This is a genomic window from Gallaecimonas zhanjiangensis (genome assembly GCF_057624825.1).
The window spans coordinates 2,087,104-2,113,086 of the sequence record NZ_CM172603.1 but is presented as its reverse complement, the minus strand read 5'-3'; the positions used below and the strand labels follow the sequence as shown (position 1 = coordinate 2,113,086).

Below are 25,983 nucleotides of genomic sequence, written 5' to 3'. Positions count from 1 at the left end.
AGGCCCCGATTTTGGGGCCTTTTTTTTTCTGGCTGCTCTGTTAGGGTTTTATCGAACAATAACAACAAGGACGGCCAATGCAGCAAGCTAACAGCAAGAAAGGCGGGGCCACCCGCTGGTCGAACCGCTTCGCCTATATCCTCGCCGCCACCGGCGCCGCCGTAGGCCTTGGCAATATCTGGAAGTTTCCCTACATCACAGGTGAGAACGGCGGCGGCGCCTTCGTGCTGGTGTACCTCATTTGTATCCTGCTCATTGGCATACCGGTGATGATGGCGGAAGTGGCCATCGGTAAATACGGGCGCCGCACCCCCGGTAAATCCACCACCGAAGTGGCCAAAGCCTCGGGTAAGCCGGCCTTTTGGGGCTTTGTGGGCTGGATGGGGGTGATAAGCGGCTACCTTATCCTGTCTTTTTATGTGGTCATTACCGGCTGGGGCCTGGCTTATATCTTTAAAGCCGGGGCAGGGGACTTTGGCAATGGCGACCCAGCGGCGGTACAAGCGCTGTTCAAAGGGCTGACCTCCAACGGCTGGGCGCTGCTGGGCTGGACTAGCCTGGTTATTCTTGGCACGGTGCTGGTGATAGGCAAAGGCGTTAAGGCCGGCCTGGAGCGGGCGGTATCGACCCTGATGCCCATTTTGTTTTTGCTGCTGCTGGTGCTGGCCGGTTACGCCGCCAGCGAAGGGGATTTTGCGGCGGCCCTGCACTTCATGTTTGACCCGGATTTTTCCAAGCTCACCATCAACGGGGTGGTGGTGGCCCTGGGCCATTCCTTTTTCACCTTGAGCCTGGCCTCGGGGATCATGATCATGTACGGCGCCTACCTGCCAGAGGGGGTATCCATCGCCAAAAGCTCGCTGTGGATAGCCTTTTTCGACACCCTGGTGGCGCTTATCGCCGGCATGGCCATTTACCCCATCGTCTTTGCCCACCACCTGGCGCCGGGCGCCGGGCCGGGGCTTATCTTTCAGACCCTGCCCATTGCCTTTGGCCAGATGCCGGGCGGGCGCTTGGTGGGGGTGTTGTTTTTCATCATGCTGGTGTTTGCCGCCTTTACCTCGGCGCTGGCGCTGATTGAATCGTCGGTGGCCTGGCTGGTGGAAAAACGCGGCTTTAGCCGCTGGGGCGCCGCCATCACTGCCGGTTTGGGGATTTGGTTGCTGTCTCTTGGCACCATTGCCTCGGTGGCAGAGCTGCCCATCGCCCAGTTTGCCGGCACCGATTTCTTCTCGGTGCTTGATTACCTGACCGCCAATATCCTGCTGCCCATCGGCGGCCTGGCCATTGCCATCTTTACCGGTTGGGTGGCCAATAAATCCTTGATAGCCGACATGATTGACGCCCCGGTGGTGTTCAAAAGCTGGTATCCGGTCATCAAATTCCTGGCGCCTGTCGCCATCTTGCTGGTGTTCCTGCAACTTGTTGGGATCATCAACCTGTAGTCAGGGCGGCCCCGGCCGCCTTTTATAAAGAGAGCCCGATGAAAGCCGAAATAAAAGCGCCTTCCTTGCTGGACGCCATCATCCCGGTGGTGGTCCTTATTGCCTTGCTGGCAGCGTCGGTGACGCTGTTCCACGACGACTCCTCCTACGGCCCCAACCAGATAGCGCTGCTACTCTCTGCCATGGTGGCCGCCATCATTGCTCTTAAAAACGGCCACCAGTGGCACGACATTGAAAAGGGCATCATTAAGGGCATCAGTATTTCCCTGGGCGCCGTGCTGATTTTGCTGGCCGTGGGCGCCCTTATCGGCACCTGGCTGCTGGCCGGCACCGTACCGAGCCTGATTTACTTCGGCCTTAAGATCCTCAACCCGTCGATTTTCTATGCCGCCACCTGCCTTATCTGCGCCGTGGTGTCCCTGGCCATCGGCTCGAGCTGGACCACCGCCGCCACTATTGGCGTGGCGCTGATGGGGGTAGCAGGGGGCCTTGGCCTGTCACCGGCCGCCACCGCCGGCGCCGTGGTCTCCGGCGCCTACTTTGGCGATAAAATCTCGCCGCTGTCTGAAACCACCAACCTGGCACCAGCGGTGGCGGGCTCAGATTTGTTCTCCCACATTCGCCACATGATGTGGACCACGGTGCCGTCCTTTGTGCTGGCGCTCATTATCTTCCTGCTGCTGGGCCTTGGCAGCCAGGGCGACGCCTCCAGCGCCCGCATCGACGCCATCCTTACCGGTTTGACCCAGAACTTTGATATCTCCGTCTGGCACCTGGTGCCGCTGGTGGCCTTGCTGGTGATGGCCATGCGCAAGATGCCCGCCTTCCCGGCGGTGTTTATCGGCGCGCTGCTGGGAGGCGTGTGGGCGCTGTTATTCCAGAGCGAGTTGGTGCATCGCCTAGGGGGCGAGGGGCTGGTGGCCGGCCTTAAGCTGATGTGGACCACCCTTTTTAACGGCATTAGCATCGAGACCGGCAACCCCACCTTGGACAAGCTCCTTTCCGGCGGCGGCATGAGCTCCATGCTCAATACCGTCTGGCTTATCATGTGCGCCATGAGCTTTGGCGCGGTGATGGAGCGCACCGGGCTGCTGACCCGCCTTATTCGCGGCCTACTGGGGGCGGCCAAAAGCGCCGGTAGCCTCATTGCGGCCACCATTGCCACCTGTATTGGCTCCAACATTCTTACCGCCGACCAATATATGGCTATCGTCATGCCGGGCCGAATGTTCAAAGAAGAGTACGAGCGGCGCGGCCTGGCGCCGGTTAACTTGTCTCGCTCCCTCGAAGATGGCGGCACCATTACCTCGCCTCTGGTACCCTGGAATACCTGCGGGGCGTACATGCATTCGGTTCTGCATGTTTCCCCGGCGGACTATATCTTTTATGCTCTGTTCAATCTCATCAATCCGGTACTGGCGGTGATATACGCCTACCTGGGTGTCAAGATCCTCAGGCTCAGTCCCCCTGCCGCGGGACCTGCGCAGTAACCTGTTCCAAGCCCGGCATTGCCGGGCTTTCCTTTCAAAGGAGTAGGCATGGCCAACAAGCCGGTAAAACGATTGGCGGATTACAAAGCCCCCGCATTTCTCATCAGCGCTCTCGACCTCACCTTTGAGCTGCACGATACCCAAACCCGGGTCACCGCCGTCAGTACCTTGACCAAGAACGGCACCGACCCCTTGCTGCGCCTGGACGGCGAGCAGCTGGAGCTGGTGTCAGTAGAGCTGGACGGCAAAGCCGTTACCCCCCGTTTTGAAAACGACCAACTGGTGATTGAGGTGGCAAAAGACAGCGCCACGTTGAAAATCGTCACCCAGATTGACCCCACCGCCAATACCGCTCTCGAGGGGCTGTATCGCTCCGGCGGCGCTTTTTGTACCCAGTGCGAGGCCGAAGGCTTTCGCCGCATCACCTATTTTCTCGACCGCCCGGACGTGCTCGCTGTCTACACCACCAAGGTGATAGCCGATAAAGCGCAGTATCCGCAGCTCTTGTCCAACGGCAACCTGGTTGAAAGCGGCGAGCTCGAAGGTGGCCGCCACTTTGCCACCTGGCACGACCCGCACCCCAAGCCTTGTTATCTCTTTGCCCTGGTGGCCGGGGATTTTGACCTGCTGGAAGACAGCTTTACCACCGCCAGTGGCCGTGACGTGCTGCTACAGATCTTCGTGGACAAGGGCAGGCGAGTGCAGGCCCGCCACGCCATGGAGGCGCTGAAATTCTCCATGAAGTGGGACGAAGACACCTACGGCCTCGAGTACGACCTCGACCGGTTCATGATTGTGGCGGTGGATTTCTTCAACATGGGCGCCATGGAGAACAAGGGCCTTAACATCTTCAACGCCAAGTACGTGCTGGCCGATGACGACACCGCCACCGACCAGGACTTTGACAACATCGCCGCCATCATCGCCCACGAGTACTTCCACAACTGGACCGGTAACAGAGTGACCTGCCGCGACTGGTTCCAGCTCAGCCTCAAAGAAGGCCTGACGGTATTTCGCGACCAACAGTTCAGCAGCGACTGGGCCGGCTCCAGCGCCACCCGTATAAAAGAAGCCCAGGTGATCCGCACCTTGCAGTTTGCCGAAGACGCGGGCCCCATGAGCCACCCCATCCGCCCCTTAGAAGTGGCGGAGATGAACAACTTCTACACCGTGACCGTATACAACAAGGGCGCCGAAGTTATCCGCATGCTAAATGGCCTCTTGGGTAAAGCGGGTTTTCGGGCCGGCATGGATCTCTACTTCAAGCGCCACGACGGCCAGGCGGTGACCTGCGACGATTTCGTGGACGCCATGGCCGACGCCAACGATGTGGATCTCACCCGCTTCAAAGGCTGGTATCGCCAGTCCGGCACCCCGGTGCTGACCGTCAAAGAGATTTGGGAAAACGGCCACTACGGCATCAAGCTCAGCCAGTTGACTCCGCCCACCAGCGATCAGGCTGAAAAAGGCCCGCTGCCGCTGCCTTTTGCCATCGAGCTCTTGGGCCACGGCAAGGACGTATTGCAGCTGCAAGAGGCCGAGCAGACCTTCGCCCTCGGCCAGTTTGACGAAAAGCCCATTCTCGCGCCCCTGTGCGGCTTCTCGGCGCCGGTCAAACTGGTGTTTGAGCAGTCTGACGACGAACTGGCGGCGCTGATGGAAAAGGCCGGCGACGGCTTTGTGCGGGTGGACGCCGCCGAGCGGCTGTTGCAGCGGCTGGTCGCCGCCTGGCTGCAAGGGGAAGAGCACCCAGCCCTGGAGCTGTGGCTGCGCTCCTTGCACGGCATTGCCACCCGGCCTTTGACCGACGCCTTCCTGGACGCCGAGCTCTTTAAGGTGCCGTCGGTTAACGCCATGCAAGGCTGGTTTGACCAAATCGACCTGGACGGCCTGGTGGCGGCTCGCCAGCGCCTTCGCAGCCAAGTGCGCGAGCGACTCTTTGCGGTGCTGCACGACCGTTACCAGATGGTCAAAGACGTCAAAGAAAAAGGCGCCCGCGCCCTTACCAACAGCCTGCTGACCTTGCTGGCCGAGCCCTTGGAGCAAGGGGTGTTTGACCGCTACCAGCAAGCCCGCAACATGACCGAGCGCCAAGGCGCCCTGGCCGCAGCGGTGGCAGGGGATCTGGCCAACAGCGACGTGCTGCTTGCCGATTTTGCCGAGCGTTTTGAGGATAACCCCCAGGTGATGGACAAGTGGCTGATGCTACAAGGCCAGCGCAGCGGCGCCCTTAAACGCATGGGTAAAGTGATGGCGCACAGCGCCTTTAACTGGAACAACCCCAACCGCACCCGGGCCCTTATCGGTACCTTTATCGCCACCAACCCCGAGTGCCATACCGAGGCCGGCTATCAGTGGCTGGGCGAGGTGCTGCCAAAGCTTGACGCCATCAACCCCCAGGCCACGGCCCGGATGGTGGGGCCATTGCTGCAATGGCGCCGTTTTGACCCGAAACGTCGCCAAGGGCTGGAAGCGCTGCTCAAAGGCCTGCAAACCCCGCAAACCTCGGCCGACCTTGGCGAGCTGCTGGGCAAGGCTCTTAAAGGCTGAGGATGCGTCAGTTTACCCTGACTCTGGATGTGGATTACGGGCCGCTGGAGGCCGCTTACCAGCGGCCCGATACCCGTATTCTGCTGCGCGCCGACGGCGGCCAATTGCTGTCGGTGCCGTTTCGCCACCTGCGCCCCCATGTCACCCTGGCCGGGCTCCACGGGCGCTTTGCCCTGGAGCTCGGGCCAAACAATGACATTGTCCGTTTTTACGCCCTGCCATAGTCTTTGAGACCTTTTTGCCATTACCGCCGTTAATGGCGCTTTGACGTGAGCGTAAACCTTCCCTGGCAAGGGCGCGCCAGCCCTTGTTTTTACTGGCCTTTAATTGAGGTCTAACCAGTGCTTTGGCAACCGGCATTTTTGCTGGGCGCCCCTCGCAACCTGCTGTGGAAAGGCATAGAATTGTTCGTGCTTTCAAGCATTACCGCTTGGCGGTCGCTTGATACTAGGCAACCCAATTCCACTCACATCACGGGGTAAGCGGATTTTCCGCTTTGCAGTACCTAAGGGAAGAGAGTCACATGGCACTGATAGACGGTCATTCGTCCGTACTGCTTGATAACGTTTGCAAACTCATTGATTCCAAAGTTCCTTCCGATCGCGCCCCGCTCATCACCAGCTTTGTCCAGAAGATCTATGGCACCATGTCGGTGGACGACTTTTCCGGTCGTAACGATGCCGACCTCTATGGCGCCGCCTTAAGCCTCTGGAATGCCTTGAATAAGAAAAAGGCCGGTGAGAGCTATATCCGCGTCTTTAACCCGGAAGTGAGCCGTGACGGCTGGCAGTCGAGCCACACCATCATCGAAATCGTCCACGACGATATGCCGTTCCTGGTGGACTCCATTCGCATGGCCCTTAGCCGCCATGCCATCACCTCGCACCTGATGCTGCACATTCCTCTGGCCTTTGCCCGGGACAAGCACAGCCAGGTGACGGCGCTGCGCCGCTTGTCAGAGCAAAAGAAAAGCGACAAGGCCGAGACGGTGTTCCTCATCGAGGTGGACCGCCAGACCGAGCAGAAGGTGATAGACAACCTCACCGACGAGCTGCGGGTGGTGCTGGCCGATGTCACCCTGGCGGTGACCGATTGGCAACCCATGCAAGAGCGCATGGACGAGGTTATCGGCCGCATTGAAAACACCAAACTGCCGGTAGAACAAGAAGAAAGGGCAGAGGTGGACGCCTTCTTAAAGTGGGTGAACGACCACAACTTTACCCTGATGGGCTATCGCTATTACGCCATCGAGCCGGTCAAGGGCGACTATGAGCTGCGCCCGCAAATCGACTCGAGCCTCGGTTTGATGCGCGCGTCCAAAGAAGTGCACAAGCGTAGCCTCTCGGCCCTTGGCGAAAGCGCCTGGGAAGAAGCCTTAAGCCCGCACCTGCTGGTGCTCACCAAAACCAACTCCAAATCCCGGGTGCATCGCCCCGCTTATATCGATTACATCGGTATCAAGCGTTTTGACGCCGACGGCAATGTAGTGGGCGAAGACCGCTTTATCGGCCTGTACGCCTCCAGCGTCTACAACAACTCGGCCATGCAAATTCCGATGATCCGCAAAAAATTGCAGCGGGTGCTGGAGAACTCCGGTTTTGCCAAGGGCAGCCACGCCTACAAGGCGCTGATGAACATCCTGGAAACCTATCCGCGCGATGAGCTGATCCAGGCCAAGGAAGAAGAGCTGATGCAAGTCGGCCTTGGCGTGCTGCAGATGCAGGAGCGGGACCGTACCCGGCTCTTTATCCGCAAGGATGTCTTTGGCCGCTACTACTCCTGCATGGTGTATGTGACCAAAGAGCGTTACAACACCCAGCTGCGGATCGCCACCCAGCGCATCCTGGCACAGGCCCTGGGCTCTTCAGAGGAAGTGGAATTTACCACTTATTTTTCCGAATCCGCCCTGTGCCGCACCCATTACCTAGTGCGGGTCAAGGACGCTGACAAAGATATCAACGTGAAAGAGATAGAAGCGAACCTCATCGAAGCGGCCCGCAGCTGGGAAGACAAGCTGGAAGCGGCCTTGTTGTCTATCCATGGCGAAGCCAACGGCAAAAAGCTGGCCCGTAAATACGTGCAGGCCTTCCCCCGTTCCTACAAGGAAGAAGTGCTGCCCAGCACCGCCGCTGTTGACATCGCGCAACTCGAAGCCCTGAGCGAAGAGCACCAGCTTGGCATGCTGTTCTATCGCCCACAGGAATTTCGTAACCCGCGCTTGGTGAAACTCAAGCTGTTCCACATGGACCAGCCCATTTACCTGTCTGACGTGATGCCAATGCTCGAAAACATGGGCCTTCGCATCATCGGCGAGCGCCCCTGTGAAGTGCGCACCAGTGACGGCAAGCCGTATTGGGTGCTGGATTTCTACATGGAGCTGACCGGCGCCAAGGAGCTGAACCTCGAAGAGAGCCAGCATCGTTTCCAAGACGCCTTTGCCAAGGTGTGGAGCGGCGACTTCGAAGACGACGGCTTTAACAAATTGGTCCTCGGCGCCGGCCTAAGCGGCCGCGAAGTGGTTATCCTGCGCGCCTTTGCCAAGTACATGCGCCAGATTGGCTCGTCTTTCAGCCAGTCTTACATCGAAGAAACCCTGGTGCGTTACCCGCACCTGGCGCAGATGCTGGTGCAGCTCTTTACCAAGCGTTTCGACCCCAAAAAGCCGGCGGCCGAAAAAACCCTGGAGAAGCTGGTTGGCCAAATCAACGAGGAGCTGGACCAAGTCTCCAACCTCGATGACGATCGCATCATCCGCTCCTACGTGGAGCTTATCAGCGCCACCCTTCGCACCAACTTCTTCCAAAAGAGCAAAGACGGCAACGAGAAGCCGTATATCTCCTTCAAGATGAAGCCGGACATGATCTCCGACATGCCGCTGCCGTTGCCGGCTTTTGAGATCTTCGTCTACAGCCCGCGGGTTGAAGGTGTGCACCTTCGTGGTGGCAAGGTGGCCCGTGGCGGCCTGCGCTGGTCTGATCGCCGCGAAGACTTCCGCACCGAGGTATTGGGCCTGGTGAAAGCCCAGCAGGTGAAGAACACCGTTATCGTCCCTGTGGGCGCCAAAGGCGGCTTTGTCTGTAAAAAGCTGCCCACCACCGGTGGCCGCGAAGCCTTCCTCAACGAAGGTAAAGAGTGCTACCGCACCTTTATCCGCGCGCTCTTGGACATCACCGACAACATTGTCGGCGGCGACATCGTGCCGCCGGTTGACGTGGTGCGCCACGACGAAGACGACCCTTATCTCGTGGTAGCGGCCGACAAAGGCACCGCAACCTTCTCTGACATTGCCAACGGCATTGCCGAAGAGTACGGCCACTGGCTGGGCGACGCCTTTGCCTCTGGCGGCTCCGTGGGTTACGACCACAAGAAAATGGGTATCACTGCCCGTGGCGGCTGGGAGTCGGTCAAGCGCCACTTCCGGGAAATGGGTATCGACTGCCAGACTACCGACTTTACCGCGACCGGTATCGGTGACATGGCCGGCGACGTATTTGGTAACGGCATGCTGCTGTCCAAGCACACCCGCCTGCTGGCCGCCTTTAACCACATGCACATCTTCATCGACCCAGAGCCGGATGCCGCTTTGAGCTTTGCCGAGCGCGAGCGTCTCTTTAACCTGCCCACCAGCACCTGGGACGATTACAACAAAGAGCTTATCTCCGAAGGCGGCGGTATCTTCAGCCGTAGCCTCAAGGCCATCAAGCTCAGCCCGCAGATGAAGCGCATGCTCGACACCAAAAAAGTCAGCATGACCCCTAACGAGCTGATGAAAGCCATCCTGCAGATGGAAGTGGATCTGCTGTGGAACGGCGGTATCGGCACCTACGTGAAAGCGGCCAGCGAAAGCAACGCCGAAGTGGGCGACCGTGCCAACGATGCCATCCGCATCAACGGCGGCGAGCTGCGTGCCAAGGTAGTAGGCGAGGGCGGTAACCTGGGCCTGACCCAGCGCGGCCGTATCGAATACGCCCTGGGTGGCGGGCGCATCAACACCGACTTTGTCGACAACGTCGGCGGTGTGGATTGCTCCGATAACGAAGTGAACATCAAAATCCTGCTGAACACTCTGGTGCAAAGCGGCGATATGACCCGCAAGCAGCGCGACAAGCTGTTGTATGACATGACCGACGACGTGGCCCGCATCGTGCTGGAAGACTGCTACGAGCAGACCCACTCCATCTCCATCACCGAGCTTAAAGGGGGCAGCGCCCTCAAAGAGCAAAGCCGCTTTATCCAAGAGCTGGAAAAAGCTGGCAAGCTGGACCGAGCCTTGGAGTTTTTGCCATCTGAAGACGAGCTGGCCGAGCGCGCCGCCCAAGGCAAGGGCCTGACCCGGCCTGAGCTGTCGGTACTGACCGCTTACAGCAAGATGGTTCTCAAAGAGATGTTTAACGTGGCGGAGATCACCGAAGATGCCTACCACTCCAAACTGCTCAAGGCCAACTTCCCGGCGCTGATCCAAGACCAGTTCAGTGATGCCATGGCTAACCACCCGCTGCGCGGCGAAATCATCGCGACCCAGCTTGCCAACCGCATCACCAACGACATGGGCCTGAACTTCGTGCATCGCATGATGGACGAAACCGGCGGCACCGCTGTGGACATCGCCCACAGCTACGCCATGGCCGCGGCCATTTTCGACCTGCGCCGCCTCTGGGCTGAAGTCACCGCTCTGGATAACGTCATCGCCAGCGACGTGCAGTCTGGCTTGCTGTTCGAGCTGCGCCGCACCATCCGCCGCGCTACCCGTTGGTTCCTGCGCCATCGCAACAAGGCCATGACCATCGAAGAAGGGGTTGCCTTCTACAAGGACGGCGTTGAGAAAATCAAAGCCAACCTGATGGGTTACATGGTGGAAGACGAAGCCGAGGGCATTCGCGCCGAGGCAGAGCAACTGGTGGAAGCCGGTGTGCCCAAATCCCTTGCCTATGAAATAGAGCAGCTCTCCAGCCTGTTCTGCGTGATGGACATCGCCGAAGTGGCCCAGCAGCAGCAGTTGCCTCAAACCCTGGTGGCCAACAGCTACTACAAACTGGGCGCGCAACTGGGCCTGCACTGGTTCCTCGAGCAGATCATCGGCCAGCCGGTTACCAACCACTGGCAAGCCCTGGCCCGCGCTTCCTACCGCGAAGAGCTGGACTGGCACCAGCGCCAGCTGACCGCCGCCGTGCTGCAAAGCTGCACCGACGACAGCTGCCCGGTAGAAGATGTGGTGGAGCAGTGGATTGAGGGGCATGAAGCCATCCTCACCCGTTGGAACCAGATGCTGTCTGAGTTCCGCACCAGCCAAACCCACGAGTTCGCCAAGTTCTCGGTGGCGCTGCGTGAGCTGGGCATCCTTATTCACCACTGCCAGCCGGCCACAGCCGCCTGATTTTGTGGGTATAATGCAAAACCTCGGCCTGGTGCCGAGGTTTTTTTTGGAGGTGACATGTATTCCTTGCTTAAGCCCTTGTTGTTTCGGATGGACCCGGAGCGTTCCCACGATCTGACCCTTGGCCAGTTGGCCTGGCTGGGTAAAAGTCCCCTCAAAGGGCTCATTGCGCAATCGGTTGCGGATAAACCTGTTGAACGTATGGGGCTGACCTTTAAAAACCCGCTGGGTTTGGCGGCGGGTCTGGATAAAAACGGCGCCTGTATCGACGCCTTTGCCGCCATGGGTTTTGGCTTTATCGAAGTGGGTACCGTCACCCCGCGCCCCCAGGCCGGTAACCCCAAGCCTCGTTTGTTCCGCCTTCCGGAAGCCGATGCCATCATCAACCGCATGGGCTTTAACAACCTCGGCGTCGATAACCTGGTCAACAACGTCAAAGCGGCCAACTATAAGGGCATTCTCGGCATCAACATCGGCAAGAACAAAGACACGCCGGTTGAAAAGGGCACCGAGGACTACCTAATCTGCCTGGACAAAGTCTATGGCCATGCCTCCTATGTGACGGTAAACATCTCCTCTCCCAACACCCCCGGGCTTCGCAGCATGCAATACGGCGAGGCCTTCGACGAGCTGCTCTCATCAGTCAAAGCCCGCCAGCTGAAACTGGCTGAGCAGCACGGCCGCTACGTGCCGGTGGTGGTGAAAATCGCCCCCGACATGAACGATGAAGAGCTCCAATCGGTGGCCGATTGCCTGCGCCGCCACCACATGGACGGGGTGATTGCCACCAACACCACCTTGGCCCGCACCGGTGTCGAGCACCTTAAACACGGCAGCGAAGCCGGTGGTCTTTCCGGCCGGCCGGTGCGCGCGCTCAGCACCCAAACCGTGACAAAACTCAAGGGCATGCTGGCCGGCGAGCTGCCCATTATCGGGGTGGGCGGTATAGATTCTGCGCAAAGTGCGCAGGAAAAACTCAATGCCGGGGCCGATCTGTTGCAGATCTATACCGGTTTTATTTATCAAGGGCCCGCGCTGGTAAAGGCGATCGTGGATGGGATCGAATGATCGCGCCGCGATCCTGAACGATTTTCAAAAAACCTTTAATTTTCAGGATCATGCTGTATAATTTTTAACATCTTATCAGGGAGATGCAGCATGATTCTGGAACCGGCCCACACTTGGGCCTGGCAATTTGACCAAGACCACAACCGACTGAGCATCGAGCTTGGTGGCGGCCTTGTGTTCATGACGCCATACGGCTCCAAGTGGCTCATCCCCGATGCCTGCCTTGGCGGCGCTTTCGATGTTGACGATGCCCATTATTATGCGGCCGTTATCAACGCTCTGGCGCCCTGCGATACGCTGTCAGACCCGGAGCGGGTGCAGGCTGCGCTTAACGCCTGCGCCATTCGCCGCTTTGCCAAGCCCTCCATGCCCAAAAGCTGGTTTTTTGCCGAGAACCCCCAAGGGGTAGAGGCGGCGACAAGCCCGGCACTGGTGTCACTGCAAACCGCCTTTGGCCGCGGCCAATGCCTGGCCATCGAGAGCTTCGAGTCCAACTCGACCCTGTGCATGCTGCTGGATGGCCCGCTGGGCTTATCGGACAGCCAAACCCTCGATTGCTTCCAGGTGGTCAAGGTGATGAACAATCGCCTCTGGCCGTCCCAGTGGCAACGTCAAGGCGATAACCTGCGCCGGGTTAGCTGACCCGGCGAGTGTCCTTTGCCACTGCTAGGCTAAGCGGTGGCAGGGACGCCAAGCACTGTTTTCCTGCCAGTCTGGCCGCTTAGGCCAATCGACGCACTGTCAGGAGGACACATGGCATCGCCCAAACGCCCCAATATCTTGGTCATCATGACCGATGAAGAACGCTTCCCGCCCCCTTACGAAAATGCTGACGCCAAAGCCTGGCGCCTGGCCCATTGCCCCGGCCGGGAAGCCATTGCCAAAAACAGTATCCGCTTTCAAAACCATTACACCGGCGCCACCGCCTGTTCGCCAGCCAGAGCCACGATTTTTACCGGCCAATATCCGTCCCTGCATGGGGTGAGCCAGACGCCGGGCATGGGCAAATCCTCGTTCGATCCGGCCATGTTCTGGCTGGACGCCGACACCCTGCCCACCATGGGCCACTGGTTTGAGGCCCTTGGCTATCAAACCTACTACCGGGGGAAATGGCATCTGTCGGACGAAGACTTGCTGGTGCCGGGTACCCGCACCGCGTTATTGACCACCGAGACCGACGGCAGCCCCATTCCCGACAAAATAGGTAACTACAAGGTCGCCAACCGGCTGCAGCCCTATGGCTGGCACGGCTGGATAGGCCCCGAGCCTCACGGCTCCTTGCAAGCCAACGACGGCACCAACCGTGACCCGGGCTTTGCAGACCAGGTTTGCCGCACCCTCGAAGAGCTGGATGCCAAGGCAAGGGCAGGGGACGACCAGCCCTTTGTGTTGGTTTCAAGCTTTGTGAACCCCCATGACATCGTCTTTTTCGATGTGCAATGGTTCGAGCACTTTCAAGAGCAGGTGAAAGCCGGCCACCTGCCGCAAATCGACCCGGCCCCCACCGCCGATGAAGACTTGGCCAGCAAGCCCAGTTGCCAGGCCGATTACGCCAGCCAATACCCGCTCTTTTACCTGCCACAGCCCGATATCGCCCGCTATCGCCAGTTTTATTACTGGTTGATTGCCGAGGTAGACCGCCATATCCACAAGGTTTACCAAACACTTGAGCAATGCAGCTTTTTTGAAGACACCATAGTGGTCTTTACCTCGGACCACGGCGAGATGCTGGGCGCCCATGGCGGCCTGCACCAAAAGTGGTACAACGCCTATGAAGAAACGGTCCATGTGCCCTTTTATCTGTCATACCCAGCCGAGCTCAAGCCGGGTGAGCACAAAGGGCTCACCAGCCACTTGGATTTACTGCCGACCCTCTTGGGCCTGGCCGGTGCAGGCAGCCGCGAGCAACACGCCATGGCTGAGCGCTTTAGCCGCCGATATACCGAAGCGGCGCCTCTGGTGGGCGAAGACCTGGCCAGTTGGCTCAGGGACAACAACGACGGCAAGTCTCGCACCCTCTATTTCATGTCGGACGACACCATAGAAACCGGCGCCGACATGCGAAGCGCCATCACCGACAAACCCTACAAACCCGTTACCCAGCCCAAGCACCTGGAGACCATCATCACCAGCGCGCTTCCGGGCGGGCGCTGGAAGTTCTCTCGCTACTTTGACAACCCCCGTTTCAGCCAAGGCCCGGGCAACGCCGACAACCTGCCGGTGCCGACCGGCGTCAAGGCCCAGTTTGAGTGCTACAACCTTGATGCCGACCCGCTTGAACAAATCAACCTGATGGCCCCGGCTAATCGCCAGCAATTGCCCGAGCCGATTTTTGAAGCCCTTTGCCAGTTGCTGGCCGAGCAAAGAGCCAGCAAAAGACGATTGCCCCGAAACCTTAACCAAGATCCTGAGGCGCTTTTGGCCTGACGATAAAAAGTGGCGCCCCGGTGGCGCCGCTTTTTTGCCAGAGCTTGGCGCAAAGCCCTGTTGCAGGCTTTGAGCTAAGGGGGCCCAAGGCGCTATAATCGCGGGCTAACTTGGTCAGGATCTTCCCATGTCTCAACTCTTTATTACCTGTGCCCCCGCCATGGAAGCTTTGCTGGTGGACGAACTGGCGTTGCTGGATATCGCCGCCAAACCCGGCCACGGCGGGGTCAAGGCCGATGCCACCTTGGAAAACGCCTATCGCATCTGCCTGTGGTCGCGCCTGGCGAGCCGGGTACTGTGGCCCCTGACCGAAGGTGAAGCCGAAACCGCTGACGACATCTACGCCCTGGCTGCCAAGGTGCTGTGGCCCTCGCATTTCTCGGTTGGCAACAAGTTTGCGGTGGACTTCACCGGCTCAAATAGCGAGATCCGCCATACCCAATTTGGCGCCATGAAAATCAAAGACGCCATCGTCGATGTGTTTCGCGAAGAGCGCGGCCAGCGCCCTCAGGTGGATGTGAAAGACCCGGATATCCGCGTCCATGCCCACTTGGGTAAAAAGGGCCTGGCCATTTATCTTGATCTGGTGGGTAAACCGCTGCACCAGCGGGGGTATCGCACCCAGGCTGGCGACGCGCCGCTCAAAGAATCCCTAGCCGCCGCTATTTTGTACAAGCTCGGCTGGCACAAAGACCCCAGCCTCGACTTTCTGGTCGACCCCATGTGCGGCTCCGGCACCCTGGTGATTGAAGCGGCCCTTATTCGCGGTAAACGCGCCCCTGGCCTCAAGCGCGCCTTTGCCTTTGAAAACTGGGCGCTGCACAACGCCGAGATTTGGAACACAGAAGTTAAAGCCGCCATCGACGCCGCCCAGCCCATTGAAGGTAAGTTCTTTGGTTTTGACAGCGACAAACGGGTTGTAGAGAAGGCCCGAAACAACGCCAAGGCCGCCGGCGTTGGTCGCGCTTTGACCTTCGAAACCCAGCCGCTCAAAGACTTGGGTGACAAACCCGGCGAGCGGGGCCTGCTGCTGTGTAACCCTCCCTATGGCGAGCGCCTGGGGGATATGGCCGAAGTACTGTACCTTTACAGAGAGCTTGGCGTTAAAGCGCGCCAGTTCATGGGTTGGCGCCTGGGGGTTTACACCGGTAGCCCAGAAAGCCTGCGCCAGTTAAAACTCTTGAAATCCAACCAGTGGCAACTCAATAACGGCGCCATTGAAGCGGTACTGGCCAGCTACGAGCTGGACGAGCGCCAGGGTGAAGCGCGGGTAGAAAGTAGCGAAGTAGCCCAATCGGCCCTGAGCGGCCCGGTGGAGGCCTATGCCAACCGCCTGAAAAAGAACATCAAAGCTCTTGAGAAATGGGCCAAGCGCGAAGGCATTGAAGCCTACCGCCTTTATGATGCCGACTTGCCCGACTACAACGCCGCCGTCGACCGCTATGGCGATCGCATCGTTATCCAAGAATACGCGCCGCCCAAAACCATCGAGCCGGAAAAGGCGGCCCGCCGCCTGCAAGACTTGATTGTGGCCACGGTGGCGGTAACCGGGGTGCAGTCCGATAAAATCGCCGTGAAAACCCGGGCCCGCCAAAGCGGCAGCAATCAATATGAGAAGCTGGAAAGCCGCCACCAGTACTTTTGGGTGGAAGAATACGGCGTGCGCTGCCGGGTTAACCTCTTTGATTACCTCGATTCCGGCCTGTTCCTTGACCACCGCCTGACCCGCAAATGGGTAGGGGAGATGGCCAAGGGCAAGCGCTTTTTGAACCTCTTTTGCTACACCGGCACCGCCACCTTGCATGCCGCCAAGGGCGGCGCCATGACCACCACTTCGGTGGATATGTCCCGCACATATCTGGACTGGGCAGAGGAGAACCTGCGCGGCAACGGTATCAAGGGCCGCGATCACCAGTTGGTGCAGGCCAACGTGCTGGATTGGCTGCATCGCTGCCAAGACAAATTTGACCTGGTGTTTGTTGACCCGCCCACCTTCTCCAACTCCAAGCGGATGGAAGCAAGCTTTGACGTGCAGCGCGACCATATCGAGCTTTTGGACGAGATAAGCTACGTGCTGAGCCCCGGCGCTACCGTGGTGTTTTCCAACAACAAGCGCCACTTCAAGCTCGACCGTGACGCCGTGGAGGCCCTGGGTTACCAGATTGAAGATGTATCCAAGGCCACCTTGCCGGAAGACTACAAGCGCAATCCGCACATCCATGTGTGCTTTAAGCTGGTGTTTTCCCCCAGAGATTGACACTCTAGCCCTTAACCCAAGGGCAGCTCCGGCTGCCCTTTTAAACCGGAATAACAGAAGCCTTTTACCATGGCCGCAGTCCTGACCCTTACCAACGCTTACCTGTCCTTTTCCGATGCGCCCCTGCTGGCCAACACCGGCTTTAGCCTGCAAGAAGGCGAGCGCCTGTGCCTGGTGGGCCGCAACGGCACCGGCAAATCGACCCTGATGAAAATCATCAGCGGCGACATGACCCTCGATGACGGCACCTTGCAGTTCCACCATGACGGTGGCGTGGCGCGGCTCTCTCAAGATCCGCCGCCGCGCGAAGACATCACCAGTTACGCCTTTGTGGCCCAGGGCCTAGCCGAAGTCGGGGAACTGGTGCTGGCTTACCACGAACTCTCGGCAAGCCTTACCGAGCACAGCGACGAGAAAACCCTCAACAAGCTGGCATCCTTGCAAAGCCAACTGGACGCCTGCGACGGCTGGCAGCTGGACACCCAAATTCAGCGCGCCCTGCAACTGGCGGGGCTGAGTGGTGAAGAGAAGCTCAATGCGCTTTCCGGGGGCTGGCTGCGCCGGGTATCTCTGGCCCAGGCCCTGGCTGGTGATCCCACTGTCTTGCTGCTGGACGAGCCCACCAACCACCTGGATATCGAGTCTATCCAGTGGCTGGAGCAATTTTGTAAGTCCTACAGCGGTGCCATTTTGTTTATCAGCCACGACCGGCAGTTTATCCGCCAGGTGGCCACCGGCATTTTGGACTTGGACCGTGGCCAGCTGACCCGCTATGACGTGGGTTATGACGCCTACCTTGATGCCAAAGCAGAAGACTTGCGGGTGGAAGCCGAGCAAAACGCGCTGTTTGATAAAAAGCTGGCCCAGGAAGAAGTCTGGATCCGCCAGGGCGTCAAGGCTCGCCGCACCCGCAACGAAGGGCGGGTGAGGGCGCTTAAGGCGCTTCGCCAAACCCACTCCGAGCGCCGTAATGTCATTGGCAAAGTACGGGGCCAGGTGGAAGAAGCAGACCGCTCAGGCAAGCTGGTGTTTGATGTCGAAGACATGAGCTATAGCTATCAGGGAAAACCCATAGTTCAGCACCTGGACTTGGTGGTGCAGCGCGGCGACCGCCTGGCGCTGGTGGGCCCTAACGGCTGCGGTAAAACCACCCTTATCAAACTGCTGACCGGCCAACTGGCCCCCGACAGCGGTACGGTGCGCCAGGGCACCAACCTTGAAATTGCCTATTTTGATCAGCACCGTGCCGTTTTGGACCCGGAGCTCTCGGCCGCTGAGCAGGTGGCAGACGGCAAACAGGAAGTGGCCCTTGGCAGTAAAAGCCGTCATGTGCTGGGGTACTTGCAAGACTTTTTGTTTACCCCGGCAAGGGCTCGGGTGCCGGTTAAGGCGCTCTCCGGTGGTGAGCGTAACCGCTTGCTGCTGGCCAAGCTCTTTGCCCGGCCATCTAACCTTCTTATCCTTGACGAACCGACCAACGATCTGGATATTGAAACCCTTGAATTGCTTGAAGAAATGCTTGCCGAATATCAAGGCACGCTGCTGCTGGTCAGCCATGACCGGGCCTTTATCGACCAGAGCGTAACCAGCGTGCTGTGGTTTGCCGGTAACGGCAATCTTGAGGTGCACGCCGGCGGCTACGTCGATGCCGCCGCGGCGCGAACCAGAATGCAAGCTGTGGCAAATGAGGCAAAAGCCGTCAAAGCTGACGCTAAGCCGAAAAAAGACACCGAAAAACCGCTCAACAATGCCAAAATGTCGTACAAAGACAAGCGCGAGCTGGAAAGTCTGCCGGGTCTGATTGAACAACTCGAGACCCAGATGGTCGAAGTGCAGAATCAAATCAACGAGGCGGACTTTTTTACACGCCCCGTCAGCGAAACCCAGCCAATGCTGGACAAGCTGGCCGAACTGGAGCAAGCCCTGGAAGAGGCCTTTGCCCGGTGGGAAGCATTGGACGCCCAACAATAAGCTGTGTGCAGGAATACCGAATTCATGAAAAAAAGTCTCTTTACCCTCTCATTGGTGGCATTGGCCACCAACCAGGCCATTGCCGCCATTCCCACCAGTTACAAGCTGGTGCCTATTGATACTCAGCCGGTCGCGCCTTATCACCTCAGTGTTCAAGGCCTCACTGAGAGCGGTGTAGTTACCGGTGTTTTGACGTCCAGGATCACCGAGACAGATACCACTAACGACATTTATTCCGATCTCTTTGGTGTCTACGACGATGAAACCGTCACCGATCTTGTAGATGATATTACAAACTCAACCTCAGGCAGCTACCGGGCACGGACTTCAGGTAACGGCTTTGTGGCCGACCCTTCCGTGTCTTTGGTGCCTGGTCTGGCGAGTAGCGATGATTTGCTGACCGTTACCAGTTATGTGACTGGCGGTATCGACAATTTTTACTTCGGGTATAACACCGCGCCTTGGCAGTTGGTCACCTACAAAGACAGCAGCGATGATGATGTGTCGGTTTACCAGCGTAATTACGACAACCGCGGTTTTTTTACCGACAATAACGGCACCAGCTATCCGCTCTATCCGCTTTTTACCTACCCAGACATCACCCGCGGAGACACTACAGTGGTGACCGCCGATGAAAAACTGGGTGGGATCTCCGTTGCCGAAGGCGCTTCGAGCAGCTATATCGTTGGCTACAGCTCATCCAAGTTCTCTACCGGCAGCAGCACGGCCTTGGATAGCTGCAGTGAAAGCGACGAAGTTCTGCCGATCCTTGTGTGCATGAGGAACAGTGGCTATCAATACCGGGCTACTGTTTGGCCTCTTGCTAACGGCGTGCCCGGTAACCCGGTATCCCTCGGGATCTTGGGTGAAAGAACCGGCGATGACGATAATCCAGCGTCATATAACTCCTACGGCTATGCCATTAATGACAACGGCATTGTTGCTGGTGAATCCACCTATTTAGACGGTGACTCCAACCGCCAGGTTGCGACTATATTTGATGTCAGTACCGGTAAGCCCATCAAGGCCATTACCAAGACCAACAGCGACATAAGCTCTTCCGTTGCCTACGGCATCAACAATAACAACCTAGTGGTCGGAAAAACTAGCTATCCTGCCAGCTACAGTACCTACCGCTTCTTTGTTTATAACTACGACACAGACACCATCACCTATCCGTCTACCTTTTACGAGAGTGCTAACTCCACCGCTTATGACGTGAATAGCAGTGATTTGGTGGTTGGCGCCGCCGACTACGAGCAGCTGCCACCGTCCAGTTCTCGGCGTCAACATGCTTTCGTTTATGATGCTGATAACGACGTTTTTGCCGACATCAACACACGCCTGCAATTTGACAGCAGCACCCTGAGTCAGGTCTACAACGGCGACACCTGTGCCGCCCGGGAAGACTGGGTACTGGAGGGAGCCCGTAAGATAAACGATGCTGGCCAAATCGCAGCCACGGCAGTTACCACATTGCGTGACAGCTCAGGCAATCAGGTGCTGGATGACGACGGTAACGTCCAATATGTACTGCGCCCAGTTCTGCTGGAACCTTCAGATGAAACTGCCACCACCTGTGAAGACAATCAGGATGAGAGTTACAGCCGTTCCGGCGGCGGCAGCTTTGGCGTCTTCGGCCTCGGGGTCCTGGGTTTGCTGGGGCTACGCCGACGCAAACACTAAAGACGATGAAAAACCGCTCTCTGAGCGGTTTTTTTTGTCATAAAAAATTAAAAGGGAAGTCAAGTGCTTGGGTGATGTCAAGTGCTATGCTCTCAGATCCCGATTTGATCATCCCCGTCATTTTCTCTAATTAGTTAAAGGTACAGCATCATCGGCTGTGCGTTTCCGTACCTTCAGCTTCATTAGGAAGAGGATGTAAAGGATGAGAAGACAAAAACGTGACCGTCTTGAAAGGGCTCAATCTCGCGGCTATCAGGCCGGGATCGGTGGTAAGCCAAGAGAGGCTTGCCCTTACCAGAATGTGGATGCTCGAAGTCACTGGTATTCAGGATGGCGCACTGCCGTCGAAGACAGGGTCATCAATGGTGTGGAACTGAAATAACTGATATCGATGGTAAGAAAAGCCCCGCAACCGCGGGGCTCTTTTGTTTTAGAAGCTGGAGGTGTCTTTAAACAGACCCACTTTCAGATCTTTAGCGGTGTAGATCACCCGGCCGTCTACTTCTACTTCGCCATCGGCAATGCCCATCACCAGGGTGCGGTTGATAAGGCGTTTGATGTTGATGCGGTAAGTGACTTTCTTAGCGGTAGGCAGGATCTGGCCGGTAAATTTCACTTCACCTACGCCCAGGGCCCGGCCTTTACCGGGGCCGCCTTGCCAACCAAGGAAAAAGCCCACCAACTGCCACATGGCGTCAAGGCCAAGGCAGCCCGGCATCACTGGGTCACCCGGGAAATGGCATTGGAAGAACCACAGATCAGGGTTGATATCCAGTTCGGCAATCACTTGGCCTTTACCGAATTCGCCGCCTTCAAGGTGAATATGGCTCACTCTGTCCATCATCAGCATGTTGGGCGCAGGCAGCTGGCTGTTACCGGGACCAAAGAGTTCGCCCCTGGAGCAGGCCAGCAACTCTTCACGACTGAAACTGTGTTTGTCTGTCAGCACAAAGATATCCTTTAATTCACGAACGGGCGAAAGATTAGCGAACAACTGTACGCTAAACAACGCAGACCAGCCAACAGATTCAGTGCCTGCCGAGCCCCAGCCAGTTCAAAAAGCGCTTACCGACCGTAGATATAGGCTCTTCCAGCTCCATCAGTGCCGTTTGGCGAAGATGAATACGGCCGTACACCGAGTCTTTTGGGTACAGGCCTTCATCGTCTACCTGGCCTGCGTCGGTTTCCATCATCAAGGCAATGGCTTCATCGACATGGCTGACACACCAGAGGTGAAACTCACCCTTAGCCACTGCCTGGCACACCTCGTCATTGAGGTTTAGTTGCTCAAGGTTGGCCTTGGGCAAAATCACCCCTTGGCTGCCAGTTAGGCCGCGGCTTTGGCAAACGTCAAAGAAGCCTTCTACCTTGGCATTCACGCCGCCAATGGCCTGCACGTTACCGAACTGGTCAATGGCGCCGGTAATGGCAATGTCCTGGCGCACCGGCAATTCCGCCAGCGCTGACAGCAAACACACCAACTCGCCGGCACTGGCCGAGTCGCCGTCTACCTCGTGGTAGGACTGCTCAAATACCAAAGAGGCAGATAAATGCAGCGGGCTTTCCTGGGCAAAACGGGCAGCCAGGAAGGCGGTCAGGATCATTACCCCTTTGGCGTGAATATTCCCCGCCAGCTCGGCTTTTCGCTCAATGTCGATGATGTCACCATCACCGTAGTGCACTGTAGCAGTGATTCGTGACGGTTCTCCGAACTCCACGCTGCCCATGTCCAGCACCGTCAAACCGTTCACCTGGCCGATGCAAAGCCCCTGGGTGTCGATAAGAATTTGCCCCTTGGCCATGGCGTCGCGGCTCATGTTTTTAGACAGCGACTGGGCGTTATCCCGGGCCTTGATGGCCGCTTCAATGTCTTGCGCTTCAATCATCTCGCCTTTGGCAAAGAAGTTGGCGCGGCTGAGCAGTTCGTTGTAGCGGTGGTGGCAAAGGGCAATGCGGTGCTGATCTTCAAAGAGGCGGCAGCCGTGGGCGATAAGGGCCGCTAGAGCACCAGGGGAGGGGAGCTTGAGGGCTTTTTTCTGGGCCTCAAAGCCCAGGTGCGCCGCCAGCTCGCTGGCACAGCTTGCTGCCACAAAAGGCTGCCATTCCACAAAGTAGGGGAAAAGTGGCGCCAGATCTCTGTCGAGGCTCAACAGATCCAGGTGATCGCCCCGGTCGCCAAACAGTACCAGTTTGACATCCAGCGGCATGGGGTCTGGCATAAAGAGCGGGTTCCCCTGGAGCTGGCCGCGATACTGGCTCCAATGAATTCGCTGGGAAAAAAGCGCTTCTTTAAGGCGGGTCCAAAGCTCTGGTTGCTCGACCAGTTCGGTGGCCGACACCAAAAGGTAACCGCCGTTGGCTTTGTGCAAATCCCCTGGGCGCAGCAGGTGCTGGTTAACCAGCACCGTGCCTTCTTGAGTCTCGAAGGTGATCTCGCCAAAAAGCCCCACTTCGGATAAATCCCGGTTGTGGACGATAGGCACTTCATCGGGCTTTTGATTGACAAGCAAATTGAGCAGCACCGGGTGGGCGAAGCCTTCGCCTTTGGCAACCTGGGCTAGCAAAGTTGGCAGGTAGGCGCCAAGCCTTGGCTCCTGGGGCTGGCTTTGGATAATGGCAGCCAGCAGGGCCTCAGTGTCTTTGCCGCCAATGGCGGCGTCCAGCAGTTCGGTGACGGCATTGCAAAAGTCATCACCGCTGCCTGCTTTGAGTTTCAAGCAATAAGGGCGGCGCGGCTCAAAAAGGTTCTCGGCGTAGCACCAGTCCCACAGTTTACCCAGGCGCTGCGCCTTGGGCTGGCCGGCGATGGCGGCTTTGAATATGGCGATGGTGTCGAGGTAAGACGGCGCGCTCATGTAAACGTGGCCTAGGGGGCTGTGGTCGGCAGCGGCCTGGGCCAGTTCTGCCACGCCGTTTTCCTGCCCTAGCAGGAAGGCGGAGCCAAAGGGCAGGGCTTGCAAGGAAAAGCCTGGCCGAAGCTGAGTCGCTTCTAAAAGCAGGTTGTTGAGCATCAAAGACTTAGAAAGAAGAAATAATGATTCATGATATCACGCCCCATCAGTGGTGGCAGCGGCTGTTACCCGGAGCAAGGCCTGGCACCAAGGCCTGCCTATCAAGCACCTTGGCTGAGACAATTTGCGACAGGGCCCATACATATATGTCACAACCCATTCATAAATATGCAGTAATTACCCTCTAGCCTTCCAGCGTCCTGTTAACCTGCTGGAAAAAATAATCATGAAAAGGAAACTGTCTCTGGTTGCCCTGGCAACCCTGGTCGCGCTAACCGGTTGTAACGACGATGGCGATAACGGCAGCAATGGCCTGAATAGCCTGGTTACCCAAACCGACCTTGCCACCGGTAACAGCCAATGCTGGCTGGGCGGCGTGCAAATCGACAGTGGCGTCGACGCCAACGGCAACGGCACCCTTGAAGCCGGTGAGATCGCCAAAACCTCCTATGTCTGTAACCCTGACAACTTCTCCTCCAGCGGTGTTGAGCTGCCTTACTCGGTGATGCGCAACGATCTCCCCAACGCCGCCATTCCCGGCTCCACCATGGAAATTCGCAACGGCGGCTACGGCTCCGATATGGACGCCGATCCGGCCAACCCCATGCGTTTTTACGGCCTGACCGACCGAGGCCCCAACGCCAGCTACACCGGCAGCCTGGGCGCAGGTAAGAAGTTCCCGACCCCGGATTACACACCGCGCATCGGCCTGTTTGAGATCCAGGCCACCGGCTCAGTACGACAAGTAAGCACCATTTTGCTTAAAGACCGCGACGGCAACCCCATCAGCGGCCTGCCTAACAGCGCCGCCCTTGGCGGCACCAACGAAATTCCTTACGACGCCGACGGCACCCCCATTCTGGTTGACCCCACCCAGCCTTATGACGCCACCACCAACCCCACCAAGACCGACGACTATGGTCTGGACTCCGAAGGCCTGGTGGCCATGAAAGACGGCACTTTCTGGGTGAGCGACGAGTACGGCCCTCATATGGTGCATTTTGATGCCACAGGTAAAGAAATTGGCCGCATCAACCCCTTTGCCGCCGACAGCCGTGACAACTTCAACCTGCCTGCCGAGTTTGCCCACCGCTGGGCCAACCGCGGCATGGAAGGCCTGACCGTCACCCCTGACCAAAAGACCCTGGTGGGGATCATGCAATCGAGCCTGGATAACCCCGGCAAGAACCGCACCGATCTCACCCGTATCGTGACCGTCAACCTCGAAACCGGCGCTATCTCCCAGTACCTGTACCGCCAGGAGAAGCTGCAGAACTCCAACTGCGCCATCAAGGCCCTGAGCGCGACCCGCTTTTTGGTGATTGAGCGCGACGGCGCCTTCTACAACACCAACCCCAACGCCATGAAGCGCGTCTACGAGATTGATATCAGCGCTGCTACCGATCTCGAAAAAGTGGCCGCTGCCACCAACATGGTTCAAGACCCAAGCGTTGGCCTGACCATCGATGGGCGCACCCTTGAGCAGGTGGTAAACGACAACCTGGCAAACGGTGACAGCAGCGCCGGCTGGGATCTCTTGGCCAACGACGGCATCATGCCGGTAACCAAGAAGATGGTGGTGGATATGGTGGCCGAAGTTGGCTACCCCCACGACAAAATGGAAGGGCTGTGGATCATCAACAACAGCCGCATCGGCGTCTTGAACGACGACGACTTCGCGGTGTGGTCTACCGACGATGGCGAGCTAGAGCAAAAATACCTCGATGACGCCAAATCGCGCATCGACGCCAACACCCTTTATATCGTCAAAGGCCTCGATTTAGGTATCGAGTAACCCCCAAAAAGCCGGCCCAGCGCCGGCTTTTTTCATGGAGCGAATGATGAAAAAATACCTCCTGGCCGCCGCATTGCTGCCGCTTGCCGCCATGGCCAACCCCGATGTGACATCCCGCGAATACAAACTGATGCTAAACCCGGCCAACTTCACCTTCGCCGGTGAGCAGGGCCAGGCCGACCAATATGCCGCCGCCTTTGAAAGCGCAGTTCAAAGCGCCATCAACCGCAGCATCAGCGGTAATCTCACCCTGGAAAAAGTGCGTACCGTCAGCTTCTACGACCACCCCGGCAGCTGCCCGCTAAAGGCCCTGGGCTACAGCTTTCGCCAGCGCACCGAAGAGGGCGACACCGAACTGACCCTCAAATTCAGAAGCCCGGACCGTTACATTGCCGATTTTGAAGATGTCTCCAGCAGCGCCAGTGGCAGCGAGAGCAAACTCGAAGCCGACATCACCGCCAAAAGCAGCGACAGCTTTAAGGTGATTTACAGCCATTCCACCACCGTGCCCAGCAACCGCACCGTTAACGCCGGGGACGACATCAACACCCTCTATTCGGGCTTTGCCGATGCCAATTACATGAGCGACAGCCTGAGCCTGGCGCGGGTAGGGGGCTTGGTGGTGTATGAGCGGGTCTATAAGGGGCTGGTGCTTGACCTTGGCTCCATCGATGCCGAGCTGAGCTTGACCTTGTGGTACAGCCAATCTCCCAGCGGCGCGCTGCGGCCCATGGTAGCCGAGGCCTCTTTTAAATATGAAGACGCCGGCGCCGATTACATCCAAAAGGTGGTGCAACGTGCCAAGCAGGCTTTTGAGGCCATGCAGGGCCTTAGCGCCTGGAACCAGCCGGACGGCACCACCAAAACCCAGGCGGTCTACCAATACGCCTCGGGCTTTTGTAACTAACT

At 57.9% G+C, this 25,983-nt stretch carries 16 protein-coding genes; 14 read left to right on the top strand and 2 right to left on the bottom strand.

Annotated features, from left to right (window positions below; translation table 11 throughout):
- Positions 1-77 precede the first annotated feature (77 nt).
- The 12 genes from AC22G1_RS10030 (at position 78) to rmf (ending at position 20,650) form a co-directional block, all read left to right on the top strand.
- Entirely contained in the window at positions 78-1,445 is a 1,368-nt protein-coding gene (locus AC22G1_RS10030) for a sodium-dependent transporter (protein WP_487316635.1), read from the top strand.
- A gap of 38 nt (positions 1,446-1,483) precedes the next feature.
- Positions 1,484-2,935, top strand: coding sequence for a Na+/H+ antiporter NhaC (nhaC, locus tag AC22G1_RS10025; RefSeq protein ID WP_487316634.1), 1,452 nt, complete (start codon positions 1,484-1,486; stop codon positions 2,933-2,935).
- Between the two features lie 48 nt (positions 2,936-2,983).
- Positions 2,984-5,485, top strand: coding sequence for an aminopeptidase N (gene pepN, locus AC22G1_RS10020; protein ID WP_487316633.1), 2,502 nt, complete (start codon positions 2,984-2,986; stop codon positions 5,483-5,485).
- Positions 5,486-5,487: 2 nt separating this feature from the next.
- A complete protein-coding gene (locus AC22G1_RS10015) occupies positions 5,488-5,709 on the top strand; it encodes a DUF2835 family protein (RefSeq protein WP_487316632.1) in 222 nt (73 codons plus the stop codon).
- Between the two features lie 299 nt (positions 5,710-6,008).
- Positions 6,009-10,859, top strand: coding sequence for an NAD-glutamate dehydrogenase (locus AC22G1_RS10010; RefSeq protein ID WP_487316631.1), 4,851 nt, complete (start codon positions 6,009-6,011; stop codon positions 10,857-10,859).
- Between the two features lie 57 nt (positions 10,860-10,916).
- Entirely contained in the window at positions 10,917-11,927 is a 1,011-nt protein-coding gene (gene pyrD / locus AC22G1_RS10005; protein ID WP_487316630.1) for a quinone-dependent dihydroorotate dehydrogenase, read from the top strand.
- A gap of 90 nt (positions 11,928-12,017) precedes the next feature.
- Complete coding sequence (locus AC22G1_RS10000) at positions 12,018-12,569, top strand: cell division protein ZapC domain-containing protein (protein WP_487316629.1); 552 nt, start codon at positions 12,018-12,020, stop codon at positions 12,567-12,569.
- Between the two features lie 111 nt (positions 12,570-12,680).
- Positions 12,681-14,354, top strand: a complete 1,674-nt coding sequence (locus AC22G1_RS09995) for a sulfatase family protein (protein WP_487316628.1) — start codon at positions 12,681-12,683, stop codon at positions 14,352-14,354.
- A gap of 127 nt (positions 14,355-14,481) precedes the next feature.
- Positions 14,482-16,611: a bifunctional 23S rRNA (guanine(2069)-N(7))-methyltransferase RlmK/23S rRNA (guanine(2445)-N(2))-methyltransferase RlmL gene (rlmKL, locus tag AC22G1_RS09990; protein ID WP_487316627.1), complete on the top strand. Its 2,130-nt coding sequence runs from the start codon at positions 14,482-14,484 to the stop codon at positions 16,609-16,611.
- Positions 16,612-16,680: 69 nt separating this feature from the next.
- The gene (gene uup / locus AC22G1_RS09985) at positions 16,681-18,582 is read left to right on the top strand and encodes an ATP-binding cassette ATPase Uup (RefSeq protein WP_487316626.1); all 1,902 of its coding nucleotides are present in this window, start codon (positions 16,681-16,683) and stop codon (positions 18,580-18,582) included.
- Positions 18,583-18,606: 24 nt separating this feature from the next.
- Positions 18,607-20,268: a DUF3466 family protein gene (locus AC22G1_RS09980; protein ID WP_487316625.1), complete on the top strand. Its 1,662-nt coding sequence runs from the start codon at positions 18,607-18,609 to the stop codon at positions 20,266-20,268.
- A 202-nt stretch (positions 20,269-20,470) separates the two neighbouring features.
- On the top strand, positions 20,471-20,650 hold the full coding sequence (gene rmf / locus AC22G1_RS09975; RefSeq protein ID WP_487316624.1) for a ribosome modulation factor: 180 nt from the start codon (positions 20,471-20,473) through the stop codon (positions 20,648-20,650).
- A 48-nt stretch (positions 20,651-20,698) separates the two neighbouring features.
- Here rmf and fabA read toward each other — a convergent pair whose 3' ends face one another.
- Entirely contained in the window at positions 20,699-21,217 is a 519-nt protein-coding gene (gene fabA / locus AC22G1_RS09970; protein WP_050658190.1) for a 3-hydroxyacyl-[acyl-carrier-protein] dehydratase FabA, read from the bottom strand.
- Between the two features lie 79 nt (positions 21,218-21,296).
- A complete protein-coding gene (locus tag AC22G1_RS09965) occupies positions 21,297-23,279 on the bottom strand; it encodes an AAA family ATPase (RefSeq protein WP_487316623.1) in 1,983 nt (660 codons plus the stop codon).
- A 226-nt stretch (positions 23,280-23,505) separates the two neighbouring features.
- Here AC22G1_RS09965 and AC22G1_RS09960 point away from each other — a divergent pair, with 226 nt between their 5' ends.
- Together AC22G1_RS09960 and AC22G1_RS09955 are read left to right on the top strand one after the other, a co-directional pair.
- Positions 23,506-25,074, top strand: coding sequence for an esterase-like activity of phytase family protein (locus AC22G1_RS09960; RefSeq protein WP_487316622.1), 1,569 nt, complete (start codon positions 23,506-23,508; stop codon positions 25,072-25,074).
- A 46-nt stretch (positions 25,075-25,120) separates the two neighbouring features.
- Positions 25,121-25,981, top strand: coding sequence for a hypothetical protein (locus AC22G1_RS09955; protein ID WP_487316621.1), 861 nt, complete (start codon positions 25,121-25,123; stop codon positions 25,979-25,981).
- The last annotated feature ends 2 nt before the right edge of the window (positions 25,982-25,983 follow it).

What these genes read in the sequence shown, in the direction of transcription:
- pepN (WP_487316633.1), top strand. Translation starts at nt 2,984, where the DNA reads ATGGCCAACAAGCCGGTAAAACGATTGGCGGATTACAAAGCCCCCGCA.
- AC22G1_RS09960 (WP_487316622.1), top strand. Translation starts at nt 23,506, where the DNA reads ATGAAAAGGAAACTGTCTCTGGTTGCCCTGGCAACCCTGGTCGCGCTA.
- AC22G1_RS09965 (WP_487316623.1), bottom strand. Translation starts at nt 23,279, where the DNA reads ATGCTCAACAACCTGCTTTTAGAAGCGACTCAGCTTCGGCCAGGCTTT.
- AC22G1_RS10000 (WP_487316629.1), top strand. Translation starts at nt 12,018, where the DNA reads ATGATTCTGGAACCGGCCCACACTTGGGCCTGGCAATTTGACCAAGAC.
- nhaC (WP_487316634.1), top strand. Translation starts at nt 1,484, where the DNA reads ATGAAAGCCGAAATAAAAGCGCCTTCCTTGCTGGACGCCATCATCCCG.
- AC22G1_RS10015 (WP_487316632.1), top strand. Translation starts at nt 5,488, where the DNA reads ATGCGTCAGTTTACCCTGACTCTGGATGTGGATTACGGGCCGCTGGAG.
- AC22G1_RS09980 (WP_487316625.1), top strand. Translation starts at nt 18,607, where the DNA reads ATGAAAAAAAGTCTCTTTACCCTCTCATTGGTGGCATTGGCCACCAAC.
- rlmKL (WP_487316627.1), top strand. Translation starts at nt 14,482, where the DNA reads ATGTCTCAACTCTTTATTACCTGTGCCCCCGCCATGGAAGCTTTGCTG.
- AC22G1_RS09955 (WP_487316621.1), top strand. Translation starts at nt 25,121, where the DNA reads ATGAAAAAATACCTCCTGGCCGCCGCATTGCTGCCGCTTGCCGCCATG.
- rmf (WP_487316624.1), top strand. Translation starts at nt 20,471, where the DNA reads ATGAGAAGACAAAAACGTGACCGTCTTGAAAGGGCTCAATCTCGCGGC.
- AC22G1_RS09995 (WP_487316628.1), top strand. Translation starts at nt 12,681, where the DNA reads ATGGCATCGCCCAAACGCCCCAATATCTTGGTCATCATGACCGATGAA.
- AC22G1_RS10010 (WP_487316631.1), top strand. Translation starts at nt 6,009, where the DNA reads ATGGCACTGATAGACGGTCATTCGTCCGTACTGCTTGATAACGTTTGC.
- AC22G1_RS10030 (WP_487316635.1), top strand. Translation starts at nt 78, where the DNA reads ATGCAGCAAGCTAACAGCAAGAAAGGCGGGGCCACCCGCTGGTCGAAC.
- uup (WP_487316626.1), top strand. Translation starts at nt 16,681, where the DNA reads ATGGCCGCAGTCCTGACCCTTACCAACGCTTACCTGTCCTTTTCCGAT.
- pyrD (WP_487316630.1), top strand. Translation starts at nt 10,917, where the DNA reads ATGTATTCCTTGCTTAAGCCCTTGTTGTTTCGGATGGACCCGGAGCGT.